This window comes from Zoogloea oleivorans, from assembly GCF_008107625.1.
Classification (GTDB): Bacteria; Pseudomonadota; Gammaproteobacteria; order Burkholderiales; family Rhodocyclaceae; genus Zoogloea; species Zoogloea oleivorans.
Genome location: NZ_SDKK01000001.1, coordinates 101,590 through 122,562 on the forward strand (window position 1 = coordinate 101,590; position 20,973 = coordinate 122,562).

Here is a 20,973-nt window from a genome sequence, read left to right on the forward strand (position 1 = left end):
GAGTTTCACGCGTGAAACTGCGCGCCGACGTTGCCACAGACGCACACACTGTCGTCACTTCGTCGTCACCCGCCGAACAGCAAAACAAAAAGCCCTGCGTCAGAAGATCGCAGGGCTTTGTTTTTACAGCGCTTTTCGGTGGTGCCCGGAACGGGACTTGAACCCGTAGGCCTTGCGGCGGCGGATTTTAAGTCCGCTGTGTTTACCGATTTCACCATCCGGGCTCGATGAGACTTACTTGGGCTGCTGCTGGTCCGGCAGCGTGATGTTCACTTCGAGGATCTCGCAGTTGCCCTGCTTTTCGAGCTGGACCTTGATGTCGTCGGGGCCGACGTTCACATACTTGGAGATCACGGCGATCAACTCGCGCTGCAGGTCCGGCAGGAAGTCCGGTGCCCGGTTCCCGCCGCGTTCGTGGGCGATGATGAGCGACAGGCGCTCTTTGGCGACCGAGGCGGTCTTCGGCTTGTTGCCGAAAAAGTAGGAAAGCAGGGACATCTCACTTGCCTCCAAAGAGCCGCTTCAGGATGCCGGGCTTCTCGTAGGTGACGAAGCGCAGCGGGCGGTCTTCGTCGAGGAAGCGTGCGATCACGTCTTGATAAGCGGCGGCGACGTCGCTGTCTTTCAGGTGGATCGCCGGGGTGCCCTGGTTGGAGGCCTGAAGGACGTCGTCGGATTCGGGAATCACGCCGATCAGGGGCACGCGGAGGAGTTCCTGCACGTCCTTGTAGGAGAGCATTTCGCCTTCTTCGACCCGCTTGGGGGAGTAGCGGGTGACCAGCAGGTGTTCCTTCACCGGCTCGCGGCCTTCCATGGCGCGGCGGCTCTTGCTCTGCAGGATGCCGAGGATGCGGTCGGAGTCGCGTACCGAGGAGACTTCCGGGTTGGAGACGACGATGGCTTCGTCGGCAAAGGTCAGGGCCATCACGGCACCCCGTTCGATGCCGGCGGGAGAGTCGCAGATGACGTAGTCGAAGGCCATGTGCTCCAGTTCCTTCAGGACCTTTTCGACACCTTCTTCAGTCAGCGCGTCCTTGTCGCGGGTCTGGGAGGCCGGCAGGATGAACAGGTTCTCGCAGTGCTTGTCCTTGATCAGGGCCTGATGCAGGTTGGCTTCGCCATTGACCACGTTGATCAGGTCGTACACCACGCGGCGCTCGCAGCCCATGATGAGGTCGAGGTTGCGCAGGCCCACGTCGAAGTCGATGACCGCGGTCTTGAAGCCGCGCAGGGCCAGGCCGGTGGAGATGCTCGCACTGGTGGTGGTCTTGCCGACGCCGCCCTTGCCGGACGTTATTACGATGACGCGTGCCACGATGTTCCCTTCGGTATTGATGCCGCTTCAATCGTTCTGCAGCGGAGTGATTTCGAGAGTGTGCAGGTTGTCCGAGCCGGTCAGCTTTACCTGGGCGCCACGCCCGGCAACCGCTTGCGGGATGCCGCGTTCGAAGGTGCGATACACCCCCGCGATGGAGACCAGCTCTGGACCGAAATTGGTGCTGAAAATGCGGGCACTGGTGTCGCCTCGGGCGCCGGCGAGGGCGCGGCCGCGCAGGTGGCCGTAGCAATGGATGCTGCCGTCGGCGATAACTTCCGAGCCTGGGCTCATGCCTGCCAGCAGGACCAGGTCGCCGCCCTTGGCGTAGACCTGCTGGCCGGAGCGCAGCGGGCGGTCGACGATCAGGGTCGGGGCGACGATGTTGACCGCTTCGCTGGATGCTGGGGCAGGCGCTGCCGCGGGGGGCGTTTCGACGACAGGCGCGGGTGCCGGGGGCGGGGCAATGACCCGCTGCTCGGCGGACAGGCCTTCGGCGCCGAGTAGCGCCAGGCCGGCGCGGCGGGCACCGTCGTGCAGGGTCTCGGGCAGGTTGCGTACGCCGATCGGCTGTACCTGGTAGCGGCGCAGCAGACTGAGGATGGCTGTCCAGTCGACCCGCTCCGGTATGTTGGCCAGTTGCGCAAAGTCGAGCACCGTTGGTTCGCCGGCGAAGAAATCGGGCATGCCGCCAAGCATCATGTGGAGGGCGTCGGCGAGGCGCACGGCCTCCGTGTCACGGACGTGGGCGGTCATTACCGCCAGGCTGGCGCCTTTGAACTCGATCAGTTTGCCCTGCAGGGGAGCGTCGGCCATATGGAATGCGGTGCGTAAGTGCGGACTAGAACCGGCCAAGTCTACTTTTCAGCAGGGTTTCGGGCAAGTGTGCCGGCAAAATGCCTGAAAATCAGTGCAGGGTAGGTGGGGAGGCGAAGAGGGCGGCGACGTCCTCCGCGTCAAAACGGTATTCGTGATTCGACAGGTCGTCATGGATGAGGATTTCTCCGTGCTCGGCAATCATCGAATCGAGTTCTGCGCGGCCGAGGGAGCGCAGCATGTCGCGCACCTTGTCCCAGTCCTGGGTCCAGTCGTGGGTGACTTCCCGGGCATCGAGAAGGCGCACGGTTTCCTGGTGGAACAGGCGGGTCAGGATGTCTTCGGCGGACAGGTCGAGCAGCTCTTCATCACGCACGGTGGAGGCGAGGTGGGTGATCCGGTCCCAGCCGTCGGCATCCTTCTTGTCGGCATCGGGCAGCTTTTGCAGGAACAGGCAGGCGGCGGCCTTGCCCGAGCTGGCGGTGTGCAGGATGGCCGGTTGCTGTTCGGACTGGGTCAGGTAGTGCTCGAAGACTTCGGCGACGCTGTTGCCCTGGACGGGTACGTAGCTCTGGTAGGGGTGACGCAGGCCGGGCATGTCGAGGGTCATCAGAAGCTGGCCGTCACCGACCAGGTCGATGATGCCGGTTTTGCCGACAGCCTCGTCACCGGCCTTGGCGTAGCCGCGCAGGTTGAGGGCCTCGGTGACATCCACCACCAGCAGGCTGACCGGGCCGTGACCCTGCAACTGGATGGTCAGGCGGCCGGACTGCTTGAGGTTGCCGCCGATCACGCTGGCTACGGCGCTCATGGCACCGAGCAGGTCGCGCACTTCAGGCGCGTAGTGGCGATTCTCGAGGAGGGCCTGCCAGACGTCATCAAGTTTGACGATGGCGCCGCGGATGTCGAGGTCTTCCAGCAGGAAGCGCTGGATGGTGCTGGTCGTGCTCATTCTGACTTTCCGGCGGAAAACGGGACGCTGGCGTAGAGGGTGGGATCGAAGCCGACCAGCAACTGGCCGCTGTCGGTTTCAACCACCGGGCGGCGGATCAGGCTGGGAAACTCCACCATCAGATAGACGGCGGCGCTCTGGGTGCTGAATTCCTGGCGCTCGGGGGGCAGCTTGCGCCAGGTGGTGCCGCGGGTGTTGAGCAGGGTCTTCCAGCCCACGACCTTGCTCCATTCGTGGAGTTTGCCGGAGTCGATGCCGAGCTTTTTGTAGTCGTGAAAAGTGTAGGCGATGCCTTGCTCGTCGAGCCAGGCGAAGGCCTTTTTCATGCTGTCGCAATTTTTGATGCCGTAGATCGTGGTCATGGGGCCAAAAGCAGTGCGACGCCGGGGAGGCGTCGCTGAAAAATCAATGAGATGGAGCGGATTCTAGCCGCCTGCGGGCTCGCCTGTGCTTATTTCTTGAGCGCCTTGGCAAAGGCCGAGGCGAGGGAGCCTTCGGCTACTGGTTCGCGATTGGGTTTGCCGGCTGGTGCGCGGGTGTTGCCGCGGGGCGCATCGCGACGGTCGCCCGCCGGTTTGCCGCCGGCCTGAGGTGTGTCGCCCATGCGCATGGTGAGGGCGATGCGCTTTCTGGGCAGGTCTACTTCGACCACCTTGACGCGCACCACCTGGCCGGCCTTGACCACCGAATGGGCATCCTTGACGAAACGGTCGGCCAGTGCGGAAACGTGCACAAGGCCGTCCTGGTGTACACCGATGTCCACGAAGGCGCCGAAGTTGGTGACGTTGGTGACCACGCCTTCGAGGATCATGCCGACGGTCAGATCCTTCAGTTGCTCGACGCCGTCCTTGAAGCTGGCCGTCTTGAACTCGGGGCGCGGGTCGCGGCCGGGCTTGTCGAGCTCCTTCAGGATGTCCTGCACGGTGGGCAGGCCGAAGCGTTCGTCGGTGTAGCGCTCGGCTTTCACGTCGCGCAGCAGGCTCGAGTCGCCCATCACGTCGCGCACGCCCTTCTTGATGTCGGCGAGGATGCGCTCGACCACCGGGTAGGCTTCCGGGTGCACCGCCGAGGCGTCGAGCGGGTTGGTGCTGTTGGTGACGCGCAGGAAGCCGGCGGCCTGCTCGAAGGTCTTGGCGCCCAGGCGCGGGACATCCTTCAGCGCATTGCGGCTGGCGAAGGGGCCGTTGGCATCCCGGTGGGCGACGATGTTGGCCGCCAGCGTCGCGTTGAGGCCGGAGATGCGGGTGAGCAGCGGCACCGAGGCCATGTTTACGTCTACCCCGACGGCGTTTACGCAGTCTTCCACCACCGAATCCAGCGCGCGGGCGAGGCGGGTCTGGTTGACGTCGTGCTGGTACTGGCCGACGCCGATGGATTTAGGGTCGATCTTGACCAGTTCGGCCAGCGGGTCCTGCAGACGGCGGGCGATGGAGACGGCGCCGCGCAGGGTGACGTCGAGGTCGGGGAATTCCCTGGCGGCCAGCTCGGAGGCCGAATACACCGAGGCGCCGGCTTCGGAAACAACGATCTTGCTCATGTGCAAGTCGGGCTGCAGTTTGATCAGATCGGCGGCGAGCTTGTCGGTTTCGCGGCTGGCGGTGCCGTTGCCGATGGCGATCAGCGACACCTTGTGCTTCTCGCACATTCTGGCCAGCGCATGCAGGCTGCCATCCCAGTCGCGGCGCGGTTCGTGGGGGTAGATCACGCCGGTGTCGAGGAGCTTGCCGGTCTGATCCACCACGGCTACTTTCACGCCGGTGCGCAGGCCGGGGTCGAGGCCCAGGGTGGCGCGCGGGCCGGCGGGGGCGGCGAGGAGCAGGTCTTTCAGGTTGCGGCCGAAGACGCGGATGGCTTCTTCTTCGGCCTTCTCGCGCAACTGGCCGAGGAGTTCGAGTTCGAGGTGCAGGGAAATCTTGACGTTCCACGCCCAGCGCACGGTTTCACGCAACCAGGCATCGGCCGGGCGGCCTTGGTCACGGACCCCGAAGTGGCCGGCGATGCGCCCTTCGCAGGGGTTGGGGCCGGCCGGGCTGCCGTCGGTGGGGTCGGAGTCGAGGCCCAGCTGCAGGCGCAGGAAGCCCTCGTTGCGGCCGCGGAACAGCGCCAGTGCCCGGTGCGACGGCACGGTTTCAATGGATTCGCGGAAGTCGAACCAGTCGCGGAACTTGGCGGCGGCGGGGTCGGCCTCCTTGTCAGCGATCACCGTCGAGGCCACCACACCGTGGTCGAGCAGGTATTCGCGCAGCTTGCCGATCAGCTCGGCATCTTCGGCGAAGCGCTCCATCAGGATCTGGCGGGCGCCGTCGAGCACGGCCTTGGTGTCGGCAAAGCCAGCCTCGGCATTGAAGTAGGCGGCGGCTTCGGTTTCCGGCGTCAGGGTCGGGTCGGCCAGCAGGGCGTTGGCCAGGGGCTCGATGCCGGCTTCGCGGGCGATCTGGGCTTTGGTGCGGCGCTTTTGCTTGAAGGGCAGGTAGAGGTCTTCGAGGCGCTGCTTGGTTTCGGCGTTCTCGATGGCGTGGCGCAGGGCCGGGTCGAGCTTGCCTTGCTCGGCAATGCTGCTGATCACGGCGGCGCGGCGCTCTTCCAGTTCACGCAGGTAGCCGAGGCGTTCTTCGAGGTTGCGCAACTGGGTGTCGTCCAGGCCGCCGGTGACTTCCTTGCGGTAGCGGGCGACGAAAGGTACCGTGGCGCCTTCGTCGAGAAGCTGCACTGCGGCAGAAACCTGACGGGGCTGTACACCTAATTCGGCGGCAATGCGTTGTTCGATCGGCAGAAGCATGGGCGGGCTGGCGCGCAAAAGGGCGCATGGTGCAGAAACGCAGCCCTCCCTGCAAGCCCGTTGCCCGGCCGCTTTCCGGTAAAATCAGTCAATTGTCCATGTCGTGCGTTGTTTCTTTGCGCGCGCGTCCAGCCGAATCACCCTTGGTGGTGAGTTCGGCCCAGCAGGAGATACATCCATGAATCCCGTTTTCACCGCGCTGGCCGCGGTGGCGTTTGGCTTGATGATGCTCGGAGGCGATGCCTCTGCCGCTCACAAGCCGGCCCACCATGAGCCGGCCCGCAAGGCCGCACCGCATGTCCGGCCCGTTGCCAAGTCCGCCGCCCCCAAGCCTGCGGCCGCTCCTAAAGCCACGTTCTCCCGGGGCAAGGCCGCCAAGGTTGTTGGCGCAAAGGTTGTTCCCGCCAAAGAGACACGCGTGGCGCCTAAAACGCTGCGCTCCGGCAAGCCAGAGGCTTCTGTGAGGGCCGGCAAGATTGCGCCGGTTGTCCGCGAAACGGCCACCAGAGGGCGGGCTGACAAACAATACCGGGTGAGCCGTAATGAGGTTCAGCCTGAACGCCCGGGCAAGGCTGGCAGACGCAATGCCGAGCCGGTCCAGCCGGCGGCCCGGCGTACTCAGAAACCGATTGGCCGCGAAGCCTTCGTGCCGATCGGTCGCGAAGCCTTTGTGCCGACCTCGCCGCCGGTGCGGCAGGCCGCTGCTCGCCAGGCTCTGGTGATTCCGCCGCCCATGCAGCCCCGGCCGCTTGTTTCGGCTCCGCCTGCTGCTGTTCCGACTCCGACCCCGCTGCGCCCGACGACCGAATTGCCGAAGGTGGCGCCTCGTGTGCTGGTGCCGTTTGCTGCTTCGGCCGCCGGCTTGTCGGCCGCCGAAGCAGCCGCTGCCGCTGCCGCGGCGGTGCAGACGCCTGAAGCGGCCCAAGTGACGCCGCCGGCGCAGGTCGCTCCGCCGGCTTCTGTGCCCGCTGTGGCAAGCCCGGCCCAGCCCCCGCTCGCCATCCAGGCTCCGCCGTCGGCCCGTCCGGGGCGCGGTCTGGCGCGAGCCTATGCGATGGATGGGGCGACCTTCTACCAGAGTGGACGCAAGATCCGCGTACAGGGCCTGGACGTGAAGGAGCCGGGAATGACCTCGGAACATGCGACCCAGCGCCTGCAACGGGCGCTGGATTCAGGGAATCTGACGGTGGAGCCGGTGGAAGCCGATAGTGCCGGTCACACCCTGGCGGTGGTGCGGGTGAATGGTCGCAACGTGGCCGACTCCGTGCGGGCGGCGGCCAACTAAGCCTGCCGACTTACATCGCGACGAGAGACTGCCGGCCCCACCAGGATTCGCCGGCAGCCAGTTCTACCGGCTGACGCACGACGGCGGCTTCCACGCACAGCATGTGGCGGAAGCCGTCGGCGGGCATGTCGGCTAAGTTCGCGCACTTGTGTTCCCATGGGTTCCAGATCACTACGTCGGGGCAGTTCTCTGCGTGGATGCCCAGCGTTCGGTGATCTTCATGCACGAGCAGGGCGGGGGGCATGCCGTGATAAATGCGGTCCACCTTTTCTTCAATGATCACTGACGTGTTCATTTCCAGCTTGGGCGTGTTGCCATCGACGCAGTCCCGGTATTCCAGGCCGCGCAGGCCTTCGATGCGCACAGCTTCCACTTCCTTCACCTTCAGGTAGGTGTGCAGGGCGGCGGTGAAGCTGAAGGGCGTGTCGCCCGTGTTTTCCACTTCGAATTCGATGTCCAGGCGCCCGGCGCCGATGGCGATGCTCATCTCGGCGGCGAAGGCGTGCGGCCACAGGGCGCGGGTTTCCTCGTTATCGACAAGGCGCAGGGTGACAAGGGTGAAATCCTTGCCCGGGCGGGTATTGGTAACTTCCCAGCGTTGTTTGCGGGCAAAGCCGTGCTTGGGCAGGGTGCCGAGTTCGCCGAACTGCGGGAAGCACACCGGCACGCCGCCGCGAATGGCCGTTTCGCCATCGAACACGGCCTTGGGGCTGAGGTAGAGGCGATCTTCGCCACCGGCCGGGGTCCACGACAGCACCTGGGCACCGAACAGGCTGATGAGGGCGACGGCGCCATCGGGTGTTTGCAGTTTGATGACGGGCTGGCCGTGAAGCTCGGCCATTTCGATCTGGTCGGTCATATTTCCGGAAAAGGCAGGATTACAGAGGGCGCGATGATAGCGCGGCAACCTCGCCATGGCGGAAACAGTCGGTGGTGTGATCGTTCACCAGGCCGGCGGCCTGCATGAAGGCGTAGCAGATCGTGCTGCCGACGAAACGGAAGCCGCGCTTCTTGAGGTCTTTGCTCAAGGCGTCGGACAGCGGGGTGCTGGCCTGGGCGTCCTTGAGGCTGGCGAGGGCGTTCTGGATGGGTCGGCCATCGACGAAGCGCCACAGGTAAGCATCGAAGCTGCCGAACTCGGCCTGCACGGCCAGAAAGGCGCGGGCGTTGCCGATGGTCGAGGAGATCTTCAGGCGGTTGCGGACGATGCCCGGGTTGAGCATGAGGGCGGCCTGGTCGGCTTCCGTAAAGCACGCCACCACGGCCGGGTCGAAGTTGGCAAAAGCGGCGCGGTAGTTGTCGCGCTTACGCAAGACGGTGATCCACGACAGCCCGGCCTGGGCGCCTTCGAGGGTGAGCAGTTCGAAGAGCGCCCGGTCGTCATGGAGCGGCACGCCCCATTCGGTGTCGTGGTAGGCCTGGTACAGGGCGTCTGCCCCACACCAGGCGCAGCGGACGAGTTCCGGCATCAGCCTTGCAGCGTCAGGATGCCGTGCTTGACGGTGTTGTCTTCCGGGTCGTTGTGCAGCACGAAGCCAAGGCTCTGGACGAACTTGAGCATGCGGTCGTTGTTCGACAGGAACAGGCCGTTCATGCTGTGCAGGCCGCGATCGCGGGCGGTTTCGATGAGCACGCCCATCAGCCGGCGGGCGAGGCCGCGGTGCTGCCAGTCTTCGGCGACAACGATGGCGAACTCGCAGGATTCGCCGTCCGGATTGACCGCGTAGCGCGCTACCCCGATTTCAACTTCGACCCCGTCTTCTTCAATGATGGCGAGGAAGGCCATTTCCCGGTCGTAGTCGATCTGCGTCAGGCGGGCGACCATGGCGGGCGGCAGTTCGCGCATGGTGTTCATGAAGCGCAGGTACTTGGTTTCGGGTGACAGCTTGCGCACGAATTCGATTTCGAGTTCGGCGTCTTCCGGCTTGATCGGACGCACCAGGATCTCGCCTTCGGGCATGGAAATCTTGGTAATGAGGTGCGACGGATAGGGGTGGATCGCCATGTGGTCATAGCGGTCGGCGGTCGGGGCAATGTTGTCGACCGTGATGCGGGCATCCACGGCAACGGCGCCGTTTTCGTCCACGATCAGCGGGTTGATGTCCATTTCGCGAATCCACGGTAGTTCGCAGACCATTTCGGAGATGCGCAGCAGCACGAACTCCAGCGACTCCATGTTGATCGGCGGCATGTTGCGGTATTCGCCGAGGAGGGTCGCCACGCGGGTGGACTTGATCAGGTCCTGTACCAGATAGTTGTTCAGCGGCGGCAGGGCGACGGCGCGGTCGGCCTGGATTTCGATGTGCGCGCCACCTTCGCCAAAGGTGATCACCGGGCCGAAGACCGGGTCACGGAAGGCGCCGACCATCAGTTCGCGGCCGTAGGGCTTGATGATCATCGGCTCGATGGCGACGCCGTTGATGATGGCGTCGGGACGCTTCTTCTTCACCTCTTCCAGGATTTCCTGGTAGGCCGAGCGTACCGCAGCCAGCCCGCGCAGGTTGAGGCGCACGCCGCCGGTGTCGGCCTTGTGGGTGATGGACGGGGAGTCGATCTTCATGGCCACCGGCAGGCCGAGTTCTTCGGCGAGCACCATGGCCTCGGTGGCGGAGCGGGCCACTACGGTTTGCGCGATGGGAATGCGGAAGGCCGCCAGCAGGGCCTTGGATTCCATCTCGTTGAGATTCTTGCGGCGCTCGGAGAGAGCCGTTTCGATGACCAGACGGGCACTCTCGACCGACGGGGGATTGAGGTCGGACGACAGCGAGGCCGGCGTCTGCACCAGCAGTTTCTGGTTGCGGTAATAGGCGGAGATGTGCCCGAACAACTCGACGGCGGGTTCGGTGGTGCGGAAGGTCGGGATGCCGGCCGCTTCGAAGAGCTTGCGCCCCTCGCGAACCTGTTCCTCGCCCATCCAGCAGGTGAACACCGGCTTGTCGGCATTTCGTTCGATCTCGATGATCTTTTGGGCGACTTCGGTCGGGCGGGTCATGGCCTGCGGACACAGGATGGTCAGCACGCCTTCGACGTTCTCGTCGGCCAGCACGATTTCCATGGTCTTGCCGTAGCGCTCGGGGTCGGCGTCGCCGATGATGTCCACCGGGTTGGTGTGCGACCAGTTGGCCGGCAGAATTTCGTTGAGCTTGGCGACGGTGGCGTCGGTGAGCTTGGCCATCGGGATGCGCAGGTCGGCAGCCCGGTCGGCGGCCATCACGCCTGGCCCGCCACCGTTGGTGATCACGGCGAGGTGGTTGCCACGCGGACGGAAGTGGGAGAACAGGGCGTTGGCGGCGGCGAAAAGCTGGCCCAGGTTGTACAGGCGGATCACACCGGCACGACGCAGGGCCGCGTCGAAGACGGCATCTTCGCCGACCATTGCGCCGGAGTGCAGCAAGGCAGCGTGGGAGCCGGCCGGATGGCGGCCAACCTTGATCAGCAGCACCGGCTTGACGCGGGCGGCGGCGCGCAGGGCGCTGACGAAGCGGCGCGCGTCCTTGATGCCTTCGACGTACAGGAAGATGCTTTCGGTGCGGGAGTCCGACACCATGTATTCGAGGACTTCACCGAAGTCCACGTCCACCGAGGTGCCGAGGGACACGACGGAGGAGAAGCCCACGTTGTTCGGGCGTGCCCAGTCGAGGATCGCCGAACAGAGGGCGCCGGACTGGGAGATCAGACCGATGGAACCCTTGATGGCGCCGCCGTCGGCAAAGCTGGCATTGAGGCCGAGTTCGGGGCGCAGCACGCCCAGACAGTTGGGGCCGAGCAGGCGGATGCGGTGGCGGCGGGCGTTCTCGACGGTGTTCTTCTCGAGCATCTTGCCCCGCGGGCCGTTGTCGGAGAAGCCCGACGGCAGGACGACGACCGACTTGGTGCCAGCGCGACCACAGGCGTCGACGATGGCCGGCACGCGGTCGGCCTTGGTGGTGATGACGGCCAGGTCGAGGCGCTGGGGAATATCCTCGACGCTCTTGTAACAGGGCACGCCCAGCACGCTCTCGTACTTGGGATTCACGGCGAACAGTTTGCCCTTGAATCCTGCCTCCAGCATGTTGCGGATGAGGATTTTGCCCAGGGAGAACTCGCGTTCGCTGGCGCCGATGATGGCCACGGAGCGGGGCTCGAAGAGAGGCGTGAGGTAGTGCTGTTCGTTCATGATGAGTACTCGAGTGAGTGCAGTTCGTGCGGCTATTGTGCTGCCGTTGTCACGGGGTCGTCAGCCATTTAGGGTCGGGCGGATTTTAACCCGCAAGGATGAGGCCACGCATACGTATAAGTACCGACATATTGCGCTGCACAACCGCTCCTGTGACTTATATCAAGGCTTGTGTATTCAGAGTGTTGCACGGGGGCAACGGATTTGTGTCGACGCAACGTTTCAGTGGCTCAGCGTGAAGAAAAAGCTGGCTCCTTCGTCGGGGGCGGACATCGCCCATACCTGCCCTTCATGGCGCTGGATGACCCGCTGGACGGTGGCCAGGCCGATGCCGGTGCCGGCAAATTCACTGATGCCGTGCAGGCGGTGGAAAGGCAGGAACAGCTTGGAGGCGAAGCTCATGTCGAAGCCGGCACCGTTGTCGGAGACGCAATAGACGATCTGCTTGTCGTGCAGTTCGGCGTGGAAGCGGATCTCGGCGATTTCCCGGCGACTGGTGAACTTCCAGGCGTTGCGCAGTAGGTTGTCGAGGGCGACACGGATCAGCGCCCGGTCGGCGGCGGCAAACAGGCCGGGTTCCACGTGGCTTTGGACATGGCGCTCCGGGTCTTCCTGGTGCAGTTCGGTAAGGATCTGCTCGACGATCTGGCTGAGGTTTACTTGTTCACGCTTCATGGTCTGGCGGGTCAGCCGGGCCAGATCGATGAGATCGTCGATGAGGCGGGCCATGCGCTGGGTGGCGACGCGGATGCGCTGGAGGTATTCGCGGCCGGTTTCGTCCAGGCGCGGGGCGTAATCCTCGGAGACGATCTGGGCGAAGCCGTCGATGGCCCGCAGCGGTGCCCGCAGGTCGTGGGAGACCGAGTAGGAAAAGGCTTCGAGTTCCCGGTTGGAGGCTTCCAGTTCGGCGGTGCGCACGCGCACGCGGGCTTCGAGTTCGCGATTCAGGTTGCGCTGGGATTGTTCGGCTTCCTTGCGCGCGGTGATGTCGTCGAGGGTGCCCGAACTGCCGATCACGTGGTCGTAGGTGTCGAGCAGGGGGCGGATCGTCGCCTCGACCCAGCGCGGCCCGTCCGACTGGGTGCGCAGGCGGAATTCGAACTGGCCGATTTCGTCGTAGCCGTCGCGGATCGCCCGCAGGCGTTGCTCAACCCGTACCCGGTCTTCGTCGATGACGAAATCGAGGAGGTTCTGGCCAATGGACAGGCGGCTGTCGAAGCCGGTGGTGTGGCGCCAGGCCCGGTTGAAAAATGTGACCCGGCCTTCCTTGTCGGTCTGGAAAAGGATCTCGTTGACCGACTCGACCACGTCCCGGTACATGGCCCGGCTTTCGCGCAGAACCTGCTCCGCCGACAGCCAGCGGGCCACGTCGCGGAGCACGTAGAGCACGGCTGGCTGACCTTCGAAGCGGATGCGCACGCCAGTGGCTTCGGCGCTGATCGATTCGCCGTCGAGGCGCTGATAGCGCAGCGGCAGTGGTGGGAGAATCGGCTGATGAGACGCCGCCTCGAACTGCTGCAGGCGGGCGCTCTCCATGGCCCGGTCGTCCGGATGCACGAGTGACAGCATGTCAATGCCGTCGAGGGCATGCGCTTCGCTTGCACCCAGGAGTTGGCGCGAGGCCGCATTGACCAGATGGATACGGCCGCCGATGCACACCAGTGTGGCTTCGGGCGACAGTTCGAAGAGCTGGCGATAACGTTCTTCGCCGGCCTGGCGGCTGTCGAGGGTCTCGCGGATGGCGGAGATGTCCTCGGTGATCACCACGAAGCAGGGAGGTGCTCCGGAGCTCTCCGCAATCAGGCGGGTGGACTCCCGGCACCAGCGAAGACTGCCGTCGGCAACCCGATAACTGACTTCACGCGTGAAGTGGTCTGCTTCGCCGGCCATGCAGCGGGCCCGCAAGGCCTGGCCGGCTGCCGCGTCTTCCGTCCGCAGCATGGCATCGGCGGGCATGCCGACGAGTGCTTCGACCGAGCGGCCGAGGAAGGTCGCGAGGGCATTGTTGACCTGCAGCCAGCGGTTGTCGGCCGAAATGCTGCCGATGTTCGTCGGAGCCTTGTCGAAGAGCGCGCGGAAGAAGGCTTCATCGTGTTGCAGGTGCTCGCGCGCCCTGATCTCGCCAGTGACGTTGCGGGTGGTGCCGCAGTAGCCGGCAAATACCCCCCGCCGGTCAAACACGGGGATGCCGGATTCACTCAGCCAGATCGGTCGCCCCTGCGCATCAAGGCGCTTGAAGACAAAATTGGAGAAAGGTTCGATTTGGCGCAGGTGGGCAATATGCTCCGCCCAGGGCGCCGCGTCAGGCGTTGTGTCGGGCAAGTCCCAGCGCCTGGTGCCGATGCGGTCGTCGGCGGCCAGATCGGCCAGGTGGCCGGAACTGGCGGTGATGGCCGTGTAGCGCAGGTCGGCGTCCTGCTCCCAATAACCGTCGTGGCTGTAGGCGATGAGGGCGTGGATGCGTTCTTCGTTGCGTTCCAGGTCGTCGGCGAGGCGGGCCTGATCGGTCACTTCGCGGCCGATGCCGCGGTAGCCCTGGAAGCGTCCGCTGGCGTCGAACAACGGCTGACCACGCAGTTCCAGGTAGCGAATCTCGCCGGTCGGGCTGCGCCGGGTGAGGGTTACCGCGACAGGCCCGTGGCGGGCTAGGGTGTCTTTATGGGCGATCGCGAAGTCGGCGGGCAGTTCCGGAACGATGACTTCATCCCAGGTCCGACCTGGCGCATCTTGTGGTGCAATGCTCGGGATGGCAGGGGCGCCGGGAAGATCAATGAAACGCAGCTCGGAATCGGTTTCCCACAGCCAGTCGGCCGAGACTTCGACGAAGTCCCGCCAGCGCGTGGTCGTCAGGGCCGGCTGAGGGGGCGCGCTTACCGTTTCTTCGCGTCGCCAGATCGGCAGGCGGAAGAGCTGTCCTGCGGCAAGGCCAGCCAGGCCACCCAACAGATAAGGCAGTGCCGTCTGCAGCAGGGCACTGGCGTCTGCTTCGGCTGCAAATCCCGCCAGGACATCAGGCGAGCACAGACCGCCGGTGATGAGCAGGCAGTGAACAACGGCTGGTCGAAGCAGCGAGGTGGCAGGGCGGAAAACCATCGAGACGTATTATCGTTGTGAGCAGTGCGTTTGGTGCAGCGTCAACGGTGAAGGATCCATGTGCCTTGACACGACAGCTGCAAATTTGTGTGCCGCCCTCGGAGGTTTTCAGAAAAACTGAAATTTCCTCCCAAATTCATTTGACGAGTCACAAAAGGGTCTGTAATATTCGCCGCTCTCGGGGTGTAGCGCAGTCCGGTAGCGCGCTTGCTTTGGGAGCAAGATGTCGGGAGTTCGAATCTCTCCACCCCGACCAAAGCTTGACCCCGTGCCCACGGCAATCTGCCCGTAGCTCAACTGGATAGAGCACCGGCCTTCTAAGCCGGGGGTTACAGGTTCGATTCCTGTCGGGCAGGCTCTGACAAGTTTCAAGATTGGCGATTCAGTTCGACAATCCGTAGTGGCGGCATTAGCTCAGTTGGTAGAGCACTGGATTGTGATTCCAGTGGTCACCGGTTCGAACCCGGTATGTCGCCCCAAAAATTCAAGCACTTAGCGCAGATTTACAGTAAGCGCGAAAGTTGCAGTAAGCAGATAGTAAGCAACGAAGCACGCCGAAAAGCGGGCTTTTTTGCGTCTACCTGTCTTGGTGGAGCTTTGCGGTGTGCGGCCCCAGCATCAGTGTCGTGCTGTTCCGGCCAACCGGCGCCGGTACTGCTCCCAGCTTTCCCCAGGCCGGGCGTGGTTCGCTTCCGGCCGCTCTGCTGCTGACCATCGTCCCTTTCTGGCTCTGAACTGCGCCGGCGGGGCAGTGCCGTTCTTCAGAATGGTATCGATCAAGCCTGCGTTGATTGGCTGGAGGCTGCCGGACTTCTGACGAACAGCGCGGGCGGCGGTGATGGCGTCTGCAAGGCGGGCGGGTTGGACCCCAGCAGCAGCCCATTGCACCAACGCTGCAGAATATCCCGCGATGGGAACCTCGTGGCGTTCCAAGATATCCACAAGGTCACCAGTCGACAACAACATTCCATGACTCATGATGTGTGCCCCGTTTGTCGATTTTTCAGGGGTTGAGAGCGTGCCCGGTTTGGCCTGATTTCCCATGTCTTTAGCGGAATTCACGGCGCCGTGTTCTGTGGGCAAGTCTGTGCCCTCACCGTGCCCTGTTTGAATTGGACGAGCGGAGGCGGTGAGGGCCATTGGAAGGCGGAAAGACAGCCGGTCACCAGCCAGGCGGCGAAGCAACCCGGCTCTGACAAGCCGATCAATCGCTCCCCGGATAGTCTTTTCGCTCTCCTGTTCGATCTGGAGGCCGGCGCCCCGCGGCGTATGGGTCTCGGTGTAGCTGCGAAGCATGGACAGAGACACCGGCCGCGTTCGGCCGACAACGCCACTCGGGTAATCCATCCAGGCCCTCAGAAGAACATAGGTCTGAAAGGCCAGCGGGCCGGATCCATGAAGAACATCAATCTCGCTGATCGTCAGAGCCACAAGTTGGACAGGGGTAGCGCTCATGACGTGAACCTCGTAGAGGCATTTCTCAGAGCAGACCTCAGTGCATCGATAGCCTGCCGGCAGTCGGCAACGTGTGCATCCTTGTCAGTGGCCAGAGTCCCAGCCGTGAGGAAACCTGAACTAATCAATTTGTATATCATGGCGCCGGCTGTGAACAACTCGGGTGCCGCGCTAATCAAGGCTTCGTTGGCATCCGCCTGGTCAATGCCGGAACCGCCGGATAAGACCTCGCAGATTGTCACCGTATTGCCGCTGGTGCCGGCGGCAATGGCTCTGTGCCTGACACGACGCCACGGGCCAGGCGTGAAGTTCGGGGGGAGCATTATTTCCCCTCCCTTAGTTTCGCAGCAGAGATCTTGGCGAGCTGGCAGACTTCATTGGATATGGATCCGCACGCCCACATGAAGCGGTCCTGCAGCTCGTCATTCATGCCGCGGAAGGCTTCACCTTGTTCGCCGATGGTCATGTTTATCAGTGCGTCCAGCTGGGCCAGTCGAGCCCTTATCTGGTCCTGAATGATGCCGGTAGTGGCGCCGGGCGCGAGAACGTACAGGTCACCGGATGCATCGGGGAAGGTCATCACCGTAGTGGGCTCACCGGCTTTCATGATCTTCGCGCTCATGCTGAAATCCTGCCACCCATTACACTTTCAAGGCGGCGGGCTTCTTCCTGCCCTTCTATGGCGAGGCGTATAGCTTCGGCTTTGCGGCCGGCTCCACTCTCAATTGCCCTGAACAACTCCAGCAGTTTGGCGAATCCGTCTTGTGCCTCTTTAAGGCCAGCACGGCATTCGTCAAGCTCAGCAGTCTGCAATTTCTCTATGTTGTGGGAGTGCTCAGTTTTGAGCACCTCCTCTCCTGTATGGGCCGCAGCTTTCCTGAGATCAGCCAGTTCGCGGACGAAAACGGGTTCGGTGCTATCCGGTGCATCAAATAGCCCATCGAAAATGTCCCTAAGATCAACCGACAGCGTTACGCAAGCATCGATGAAATCAGCAAGGGTGGCGTCATCCATACTGCCACTGGATAAGGATAGTGCTGAAAGCATTGCGGACTGATGTGCAAGGCGGTCCGCAAAATGCTCCTGCCCCATGGTTTGCTGAATGCGGCTCATTTTCCGGCCCTCCAGGCGAAGGACAGGCGATAGGCGAGCACGGGGCCGGCGATGGTGCGAAGGACGCGGTAAAGCGTCAGGGTGCTGAAGGGCGAGGCGGAGATTTGGGCGGACGTGCCCAATGTTGTGGCTTGCATGGTGCATGCTCCTTGAGTGCGGTCAGTTTCTCCGCGCCCCGCTTCCAAACGGGGCGGCGGAACCGTACGGGGTTGGAAGACCGGCCTCAAGAAACCGGCAGCCCGAAGGCTCCCCGCACGGCCCCGCCATTGAACAGGTGGCACCATGCTACCGACGTAAAAAAACCGCTTGCGCGGCCTTGTCGGCCTTGAGGTTTCGGGCTTCCAAACCCGTTCGCTGTTGTTTCAGCGACGCCCAGAGTATTCAGCCAGACGCATGCTGCTGTCAAGCATCTACTAGAAAATTATTCGGGCGGCCTCCACGAGCCGCTCTTCATCAGTTCGACTGCTCAGTTTTGAGCACTCCTACCTCTACGAACAGGGCGGCTTCCAGGAGCCGCTCTTCATCAGTTCACCGGCAATCTGCACTACCCGGCCCCAGTTCTGCGTCAGCACCGACAACGCCACGCGTTGCGCGTAGCCGTGTCCGGCTGAGCTGCCGCCGAAGATCGGAAAGAGCATGTCGTGTGCAAGCTGCCAGTCAGAGTCATTGCGCTTGGTTACGCCCTGCCAGGGTGCGCCGGCATAGATCAGCTCTGCACAAATGCCCGCGTGGGCGAGTGCGGCGGCTCCGGCATGGTGGGCCTCGTTTGGGGAAACGATACCTACGGCTGTGGCACGTTCGGACGGCCTATCGAATAGCGTAGCGCCTTCCCCTTTGGCGGCCACAGCCTGCTTCACATCGAAGCCCACCCACTCCAGCAGAACAACATGACCGGCCTCGTGGTACGCCGTGAGGGCAAGGCTTGAGGTCTTGATTTCTTCCGGGACGAGAGCGAACGGCCACACGCGGCGGACTTCATCGTCCCGGGGAAATGGATATTCAATCTGTCGCATCATGATCTAGCCGCCAGTTCCTGCAGCGTAGAAACAAGCGCCGCGGCATCTGCTTGACTCGCAACTTTTACCGACGACGTACCGCGGTTTGTCGTCAGGTCCACCCTGACGATATTCATGTAGGAAGACTGAACACCTTTTCCGGTGAGGCGATCCGCAAGAGCTTGAACCGCTGCATCAAGCGACAGGCCATAGGTGTTCTGGGTGTTTCCGGCGCCATCGAAGAACTGGCTAGCTTGCTGGGCAGCCAGCGCATCACTGACACCCAGGTTCTTCAACCTGGTGGCGACGGTCTGCGGGGTCACCCTCGCCACCTCGAGCACGTTGCCGCTGGCATCCCGCGTGAAGCCATCCTTGGCCGCAGCCGCACCGCGTATCGAGGTAGTCAATCCGTCGTAGCTGGTAGCTGCACGATCGGCAGCCGAAGCCGCATCGTCGGTTGAAGACGAGAGATCAAAGAAGCTCGATTTCAGCTCTTTGGTTTCGTAGGACAGCGCCTTCATCCGGGCGGCGATCAGATCGTATTTATCCGCCTCCAGTTGCTTGGCCTTGATGTTGACATCCATAACGGCCAACTCGGCCTTCTTCGCTTCGGTCAGGGCGCCAGACGCTTCCAGCTCGGCCCGTTTGGCCTTGGCGACAATCAGCATGGCTTCAGCCTCGAGGCGTGACGCCTGCGCCGACGCTTCACTGATTTCCAGCTCGATCCGCCAGACAGCAATCTGAGCCTGTGCAATCTCCTTTTCGTTGCCGCGCTGCTTGGCGATCTCCAGGATGGTGTTGGCCCGGTAGAGGTCGTTTTGCAAGGCGGATTGTTGAAGGGTGGCAGCAGCCCGTTCAGCCGTTACATGGCGCTCAGCGGCGGCCGTTGCGTCGGAAAGGGCATCGCGGTAAAGCAGCAAGGCCTTTTGAGCGGCCTCCTTTGAGGCAGTCAGTTCCTTGTCGGTTGCCACTCCTTTTACGAAAGCCTCGCCCGTCTTCTCGAAGGCTGCATTCGCGGCTACATAGGCGTCTCGCAGCGCGTAGACCTGCTTGGAATGATCCTTGTATGTTTCGGCTGCAGCCTGAGCCTCCAAGGTGGCCGAGTGCGATGCCGCCGCTTCCTGAGTCGCCTTGTCGGCAAGAGCCTTCTTCGCGTCGACCTCCTTGCCCAGGTCTTCAATTTTCTGCTTGCGAGCAGTGGATTCAGCCCCCATTCCCGCAACTTCAGCCTTCTGAGCTGCGAGGTATTCCGCGAGGCCAGCAATCTCCTCCTGCAGTGCTCGTCGGCCATCTCCTCTGACGCTTGCTTCCTGCTCCAGGGCGGCAATCCGTGATTGCGTCATGGCAATCTGCTCTTGCGCCTGCTTCCTTCCTGCTTCCGCCGCGATTTTCTCCGCGGCCAGTTCCGTCTCTTTTAGGGCAACAGCAAAGCGGGTCTGTTCCGCTATGCGCTGCAGAGCAGCTTCTTCAGCTTGGGCTGCATCCACTGCCGTGCGGCGCTGCTGGGCCTCAGTGTCGTAAAGCTGACTGGCCCGCATCATTGCATCAGCCTCTGACTGGCGGGCGGCAGCAACTTTCTCGAGGTTTATGATCTGCTTTCCCGCTTCATCATTCGCTTTTGTGAAAGCGCTCTGAAGCTGAAGGACGTCATTGCTCTGCGTCCGGATTACGGTCCCCATCTGTGCGGCGGCGGTACCAACATCGCCCAGCGACTTCGATAGCAATGCGCTGCTTCGTGCCGTCGCTTCCAGCGATTGGCGGGCCTTCTCCGCGTCCCATTGGGGGCCGCCAAAGAGCTCTCGCGTTTTGCTTATGCCAGCCTCAAAACCGACTGTCAGCGCCTTGGCGCCAAAGGTTGTGAGGGCCAACCCCTCGTTTAGAACCTTCATGACACCGGAGTCACCGATAACTGTGAAGAATTCCGTGGCGCTGTTTTTCATCCTTGCCCACTGGGCGGCGAAAGTGTCGTTGTTGGCCTTTCCTACGCCATACATTTCGGTCAGACCCCTGGCGAGGGCGGGCAGCAGGTCTTCGGCCAGGACAGAGCCGGACTCGACCATTTTTGTAAGCTCGGCGACGGTCAGCCCTGCGCCCGCTGCTGCGGCTTTCATTGCGCCTGGCAAGGCTTCACCAAGCTGGCCCCGCAGCTCCTCCATAGATACCTTGCCTTTAGACGCCATCTGATTGACGGCCAGCAGCGCCGTCGAGGTTTCGGCGCTTGTTTTCCCGAGGGTTGCCATTGCTCCAGCAACGGCCTCAAACACCTGCCGGGCGGCGGCGCCTTCAAGGGCCGTACCCTTTGTGCTGGCAAGCAACTGCATGTAGGCCTTGCCGGCATCGAGAACATCCACGCCGAGGCGCTGAGCCGCCCCGCGAATGTATTCCAGTTCAGCGGCTGCCCGTTCGGTGCTGCCTGTCAGGATCGACATGGTGCGAGTCAGGCTCTCGACCTGACTGTTTGCATCAATAAAGGCTCTCCCTGCCTGCAGAGCGGCGGCGGCCTTGGCCAACTGGACTGCCATGTCCTGAACCTGCCCGCTCATGTTTTTGGTGGACTTGGCAGCCTTGTCGGCTGTGGCGTTGTACTGCTCGGCATCCGCGGACATTTTGCGAAGCCGATCGGAAAGCACGCCCAAGGCTGGTGCAGCCTCGCCGCCCTGTTTGGCCAAGCTGTCAATATGCTTTGCAAGTTGTTCGACGGCTGCGCCGCCGGTTGTGTCGGCGGCGATGCGCAACCGTACTTCGTCATCGCTCAGGAGAGCCATTTGCGTAGTCCTTCAGAATTTTTGTGGCGGGGCCGGGAGAGATGGCGAGGAGCTTGCTGGCGAAGGAATCCGCCAAGTCGTGCTTGAGAGAGCGAATGGCAAGACCGAACATTTTCCGGAGAGGGTGGGCAGAGGCATACAGCTCAATGCCCAGAACATCCAGATAGGCGGCAATTGCAGCACGCACCTCTGGGTCTACGGCCGGATCGTCGCCGGCAGGGGATTGCGTCATCGGATGTTCCTTGGTGT

General features: G+C 62.9%; 18 protein-coding genes and 4 tRNA genes. 4 read left to right on the top strand and 18 right to left on the bottom strand.

Translation table 11 applies throughout. From position 1 onward, the window contains the following. Positions 1-139: 139 nt before the first annotated feature. The 7 genes from ETQ85_RS00505 to ETQ85_RS00535 all read right to left on the bottom strand — a co-directional run bounded on the left by ETQ85_RS00505 (position 140) and on the right by ETQ85_RS00535 (position 5,862). Positions 140-224 (bottom strand) — tRNA-Leu (locus ETQ85_RS00505). 10 nt (positions 225-234) lie between these two features. Then, entirely contained in the window at positions 235-498 is a 264-nt protein-coding gene (gene minE / locus ETQ85_RS00510; protein ID WP_148577167.1) for a cell division topological specificity factor MinE, read from the bottom strand. A gap of 1 nt (position 499) precedes the next feature. Continuing rightward, positions 500-1,315: a septum site-determining protein MinD gene (gene minD / locus ETQ85_RS00515; RefSeq protein ID WP_148577168.1), complete on the bottom strand. Its 816-nt coding sequence runs from the start codon at positions 1,313-1,315 to the stop codon at positions 500-502. A 27-nt stretch (positions 1,316-1,342) separates the two neighbouring features. Then, positions 1,343-2,131 (bottom strand): septum site-determining protein MinC, encoded by a 789-nt coding sequence (gene minC / locus ETQ85_RS00520; RefSeq protein ID WP_148577169.1) that lies wholly within the window; start codon positions 2,129-2,131, stop codon positions 1,343-1,345. Between the two features lie 91 nt (positions 2,132-2,222). After that, the gene (gene hslO, locus ETQ85_RS00525) at positions 2,223-3,083 is read right to left on the bottom strand and encodes an Hsp33 family molecular chaperone HslO (RefSeq protein ID WP_148577170.1); all 861 of its coding nucleotides are present in this window, start codon (positions 3,081-3,083) and stop codon (positions 2,223-2,225) included. Next, positions 3,080-3,445: an ArsC family reductase gene (locus tag ETQ85_RS00530; RefSeq protein ID WP_148577171.1), complete on the bottom strand. Its 366-nt coding sequence runs from the start codon at positions 3,443-3,445 to the stop codon at positions 3,080-3,082. The genes hslO and ETQ85_RS00530 overlap by 4 nt, the downstream gene beginning before the upstream one ends. 89 nt (positions 3,446-3,534) lie before the next feature. Beyond that, positions 3,535-5,862, bottom strand: coding sequence for a Tex family protein (locus ETQ85_RS00535; protein WP_148577172.1), 2,328 nt, complete (start codon positions 5,860-5,862; stop codon positions 3,535-3,537). Between the two features lie 178 nt (positions 5,863-6,040). Here ETQ85_RS00535 and ETQ85_RS00540 point away from each other — a divergent pair, with 178 nt between their 5' ends. Then, entirely contained in the window at positions 6,041-7,147 is a 1,107-nt protein-coding gene (locus tag ETQ85_RS00540; protein ID WP_148577173.1) for a hypothetical protein, read from the top strand. A gap of 10 nt (positions 7,148-7,157) precedes the next feature. Here ETQ85_RS00540 and ETQ85_RS00545 read toward each other — a convergent pair whose 3' ends face one another. The 4 genes from ETQ85_RS00545 to ETQ85_RS00560 form a co-directional block, all read right to left on the bottom strand. Continuing rightward, positions 7,158-8,006, bottom strand: coding sequence for a D-hexose-6-phosphate mutarotase (locus ETQ85_RS00545; RefSeq protein WP_148577174.1), 849 nt, complete (start codon positions 8,004-8,006; stop codon positions 7,158-7,160). A gap of 19 nt (positions 8,007-8,025) precedes the next feature. Continuing rightward, positions 8,026-8,616, bottom strand: coding sequence for a DNA-3-methyladenine glycosylase I (locus ETQ85_RS00550; protein ID WP_148577175.1), 591 nt, complete (start codon positions 8,614-8,616; stop codon positions 8,026-8,028). After that, on the bottom strand, positions 8,616-11,303 hold the full coding sequence (locus ETQ85_RS00555) for a bifunctional acetate--CoA ligase family protein/GNAT family N-acetyltransferase (protein ID WP_148577176.1): 2,688 nt from the start codon (positions 11,301-11,303) through the stop codon (positions 8,616-8,618). The genes ETQ85_RS00550 and ETQ85_RS00555 overlap by 1 nt, the downstream gene beginning before the upstream one ends. Before the next feature lie 222 nt (positions 11,304-11,525). Next, positions 11,526-14,396 carry a PAS domain S-box protein gene (locus tag ETQ85_RS00560; protein ID WP_148577177.1) on the bottom strand — a complete coding sequence of 957 codons (2,871 nt, stop codon included), beginning with the start codon at positions 14,394-14,396 and terminating at the stop codon, positions 11,526-11,528. Between the two features lie 179 nt (positions 14,397-14,575). On the opposite strand from ETQ85_RS00560, the gene ETQ85_RS00565 reads away from it, so the two are divergent. The 3 genes from ETQ85_RS00565 (at position 14,576) to ETQ85_RS00575 (ending at position 14,875) form a co-directional block, all read left to right on the top strand. Then, positions 14,576-14,652, top strand: a tRNA-Pro gene (locus ETQ85_RS00565). A 26-nt stretch (positions 14,653-14,678) separates the two neighbouring features. Then, positions 14,679-14,752: transfer RNA gene (locus ETQ85_RS00570), tRNA-Arg, on the top strand. A 47-nt stretch (positions 14,753-14,799) separates the two neighbouring features. Then, positions 14,800-14,875: transfer RNA gene (locus ETQ85_RS00575), tRNA-His, on the top strand. 139 nt (positions 14,876-15,014) lie between these two features. Here the strand turns inward: ETQ85_RS00575 and ETQ85_RS00580 are convergent. The 7 genes from ETQ85_RS00580 to ETQ85_RS00605 form a co-directional block, all read right to left on the bottom strand. Further along, entirely contained in the window at positions 15,015-15,851 is an 837-nt protein-coding gene (locus ETQ85_RS00580; protein ID WP_148577178.1) for a hypothetical protein, read from the bottom strand. 322 nt (positions 15,852-16,173) lie between these two features. Beyond that, entirely contained in the window at positions 16,174-16,473 is a 300-nt protein-coding gene (locus ETQ85_RS00585) for a hypothetical protein (RefSeq protein WP_148577179.1), read from the bottom strand. Beyond that, positions 16,470-16,964: a hypothetical protein gene (locus ETQ85_RS00590; RefSeq protein ID WP_148577180.1), complete on the bottom strand. Its 495-nt coding sequence runs from the start codon at positions 16,962-16,964 to the stop codon at positions 16,470-16,472. The genes ETQ85_RS00585 and ETQ85_RS00590 overlap by 4 nt, the downstream gene beginning before the upstream one ends. Next, the gene (locus ETQ85_RS26040; protein WP_187394525.1) at positions 16,961-17,101 is read right to left on the bottom strand and encodes a hypothetical protein; all 141 of its coding nucleotides are present in this window, start codon (positions 17,099-17,101) and stop codon (positions 16,961-16,963) included. Before ETQ85_RS26040 ends, ETQ85_RS00590 begins: the two co-directional genes overlap by 4 nt. A 351-nt stretch (positions 17,102-17,452) precedes the next feature. Beyond that, positions 17,453-17,980: a hypothetical protein gene (locus ETQ85_RS00595; protein ID WP_148577181.1), complete on the bottom strand. Its 528-nt coding sequence runs from the start codon at positions 17,978-17,980 to the stop codon at positions 17,453-17,455. Continuing rightward, entirely contained in the window at positions 17,977-20,724 is a 2,748-nt protein-coding gene (locus ETQ85_RS00600; protein ID WP_148577182.1) for a tape measure protein, read from the bottom strand. The genes ETQ85_RS00595 and ETQ85_RS00600 overlap by 4 nt, the downstream gene beginning before the upstream one ends. Continuing rightward, positions 20,705-20,956 carry a hypothetical protein gene (locus ETQ85_RS00605; RefSeq protein WP_148577183.1) on the bottom strand — a complete coding sequence of 84 codons (252 nt, stop codon included), beginning with the start codon at positions 20,954-20,956 and terminating at the stop codon, positions 20,705-20,707. The genes ETQ85_RS00600 and ETQ85_RS00605 overlap by 20 nt, the downstream gene beginning before the upstream one ends. Positions 20,957-20,973 lie beyond the last annotated feature (17 nt).

Coding starts and splice junctions, on each gene's coding strand:
- ETQ85_RS00595 (WP_148577181.1), bottom strand. CDS start 17,980: ATGATGCGACAGATTGAATATCCATTTCCCCGGGACGATGAAGTCCGC.
- minE (WP_148577167.1), bottom strand. CDS start 498: ATGTCCCTGCTTTCCTACTTTTTCGGCAACAAGCCGAAGACCGCCTCG.
- ETQ85_RS00590 (WP_148577180.1), bottom strand. CDS start 16,964: ATGAGCCGCATTCAGCAAACCATGGGGCAGGAGCATTTTGCGGACCGC.
- minC (WP_148577169.1), bottom strand. CDS start 2,131: ATGGCCGACGCTCCCCTGCAGGGCAAACTGATCGAGTTCAAAGGCGCC.
- ETQ85_RS00580 (WP_148577178.1), bottom strand. CDS start 15,851: ATGAGCGCTACCCCTGTCCAACTTGTGGCTCTGACGATCAGCGAGATT.
- ETQ85_RS00550 (WP_148577175.1), bottom strand. CDS start 8,616: ATGCCGGAACTCGTCCGCTGCGCCTGGTGTGGGGCAGACGCCCTGTAC.
- ETQ85_RS00535 (WP_148577172.1), bottom strand. CDS start 5,862: ATGCTTCTGCCGATCGAACAACGCATTGCCGCCGAATTAGGTGTACAG.
- ETQ85_RS00600 (WP_148577182.1), bottom strand. CDS start 20,724: ATGGCTCTCCTGAGCGATGACGAAGTACGGTTGCGCATCGCCGCCGAC.
- ETQ85_RS00555 (WP_148577176.1), bottom strand. CDS start 11,303: ATGAACGAACAGCACTACCTCACGCCTCTCTTCGAGCCCCGCTCCGTG.
- ETQ85_RS00560 (WP_148577177.1), bottom strand. CDS start 14,396: ATGGTTTTCCGCCCTGCCACCTCGCTGCTTCGACCAGCCGTTGTTCAC.
- ETQ85_RS00540 (WP_148577173.1), top strand. CDS start 6,041: ATGAATCCCGTTTTCACCGCGCTGGCCGCGGTGGCGTTTGGCTTGATG.
- ETQ85_RS00605 (WP_148577183.1), bottom strand. CDS start 20,956: ATGACGCAATCCCCTGCCGGCGACGATCCGGCCGTAGACCCAGAGGTG.
- ETQ85_RS00545 (WP_148577174.1), bottom strand. CDS start 8,006: ATGACCGACCAGATCGAAATGGCCGAGCTTCACGGCCAGCCCGTCATC.
- ETQ85_RS00585 (WP_148577179.1), bottom strand. CDS start 16,473: ATGAGCGCGAAGATCATGAAAGCCGGTGAGCCCACTACGGTGATGACC.
- ETQ85_RS00530 (WP_148577171.1), bottom strand. CDS start 3,445: ATGACCACGATCTACGGCATCAAAAATTGCGACAGCATGAAAAAGGCC.
- ETQ85_RS26040 (WP_187394525.1), bottom strand. CDS start 17,101: ATGCAAGCCACAACATTGGGCACGTCCGCCCAAATCTCCGCCTCGCCC.
- hslO (WP_148577170.1), bottom strand. CDS start 3,083: ATGAGCACGACCAGCACCATCCAGCGCTTCCTGCTGGAAGACCTCGAC.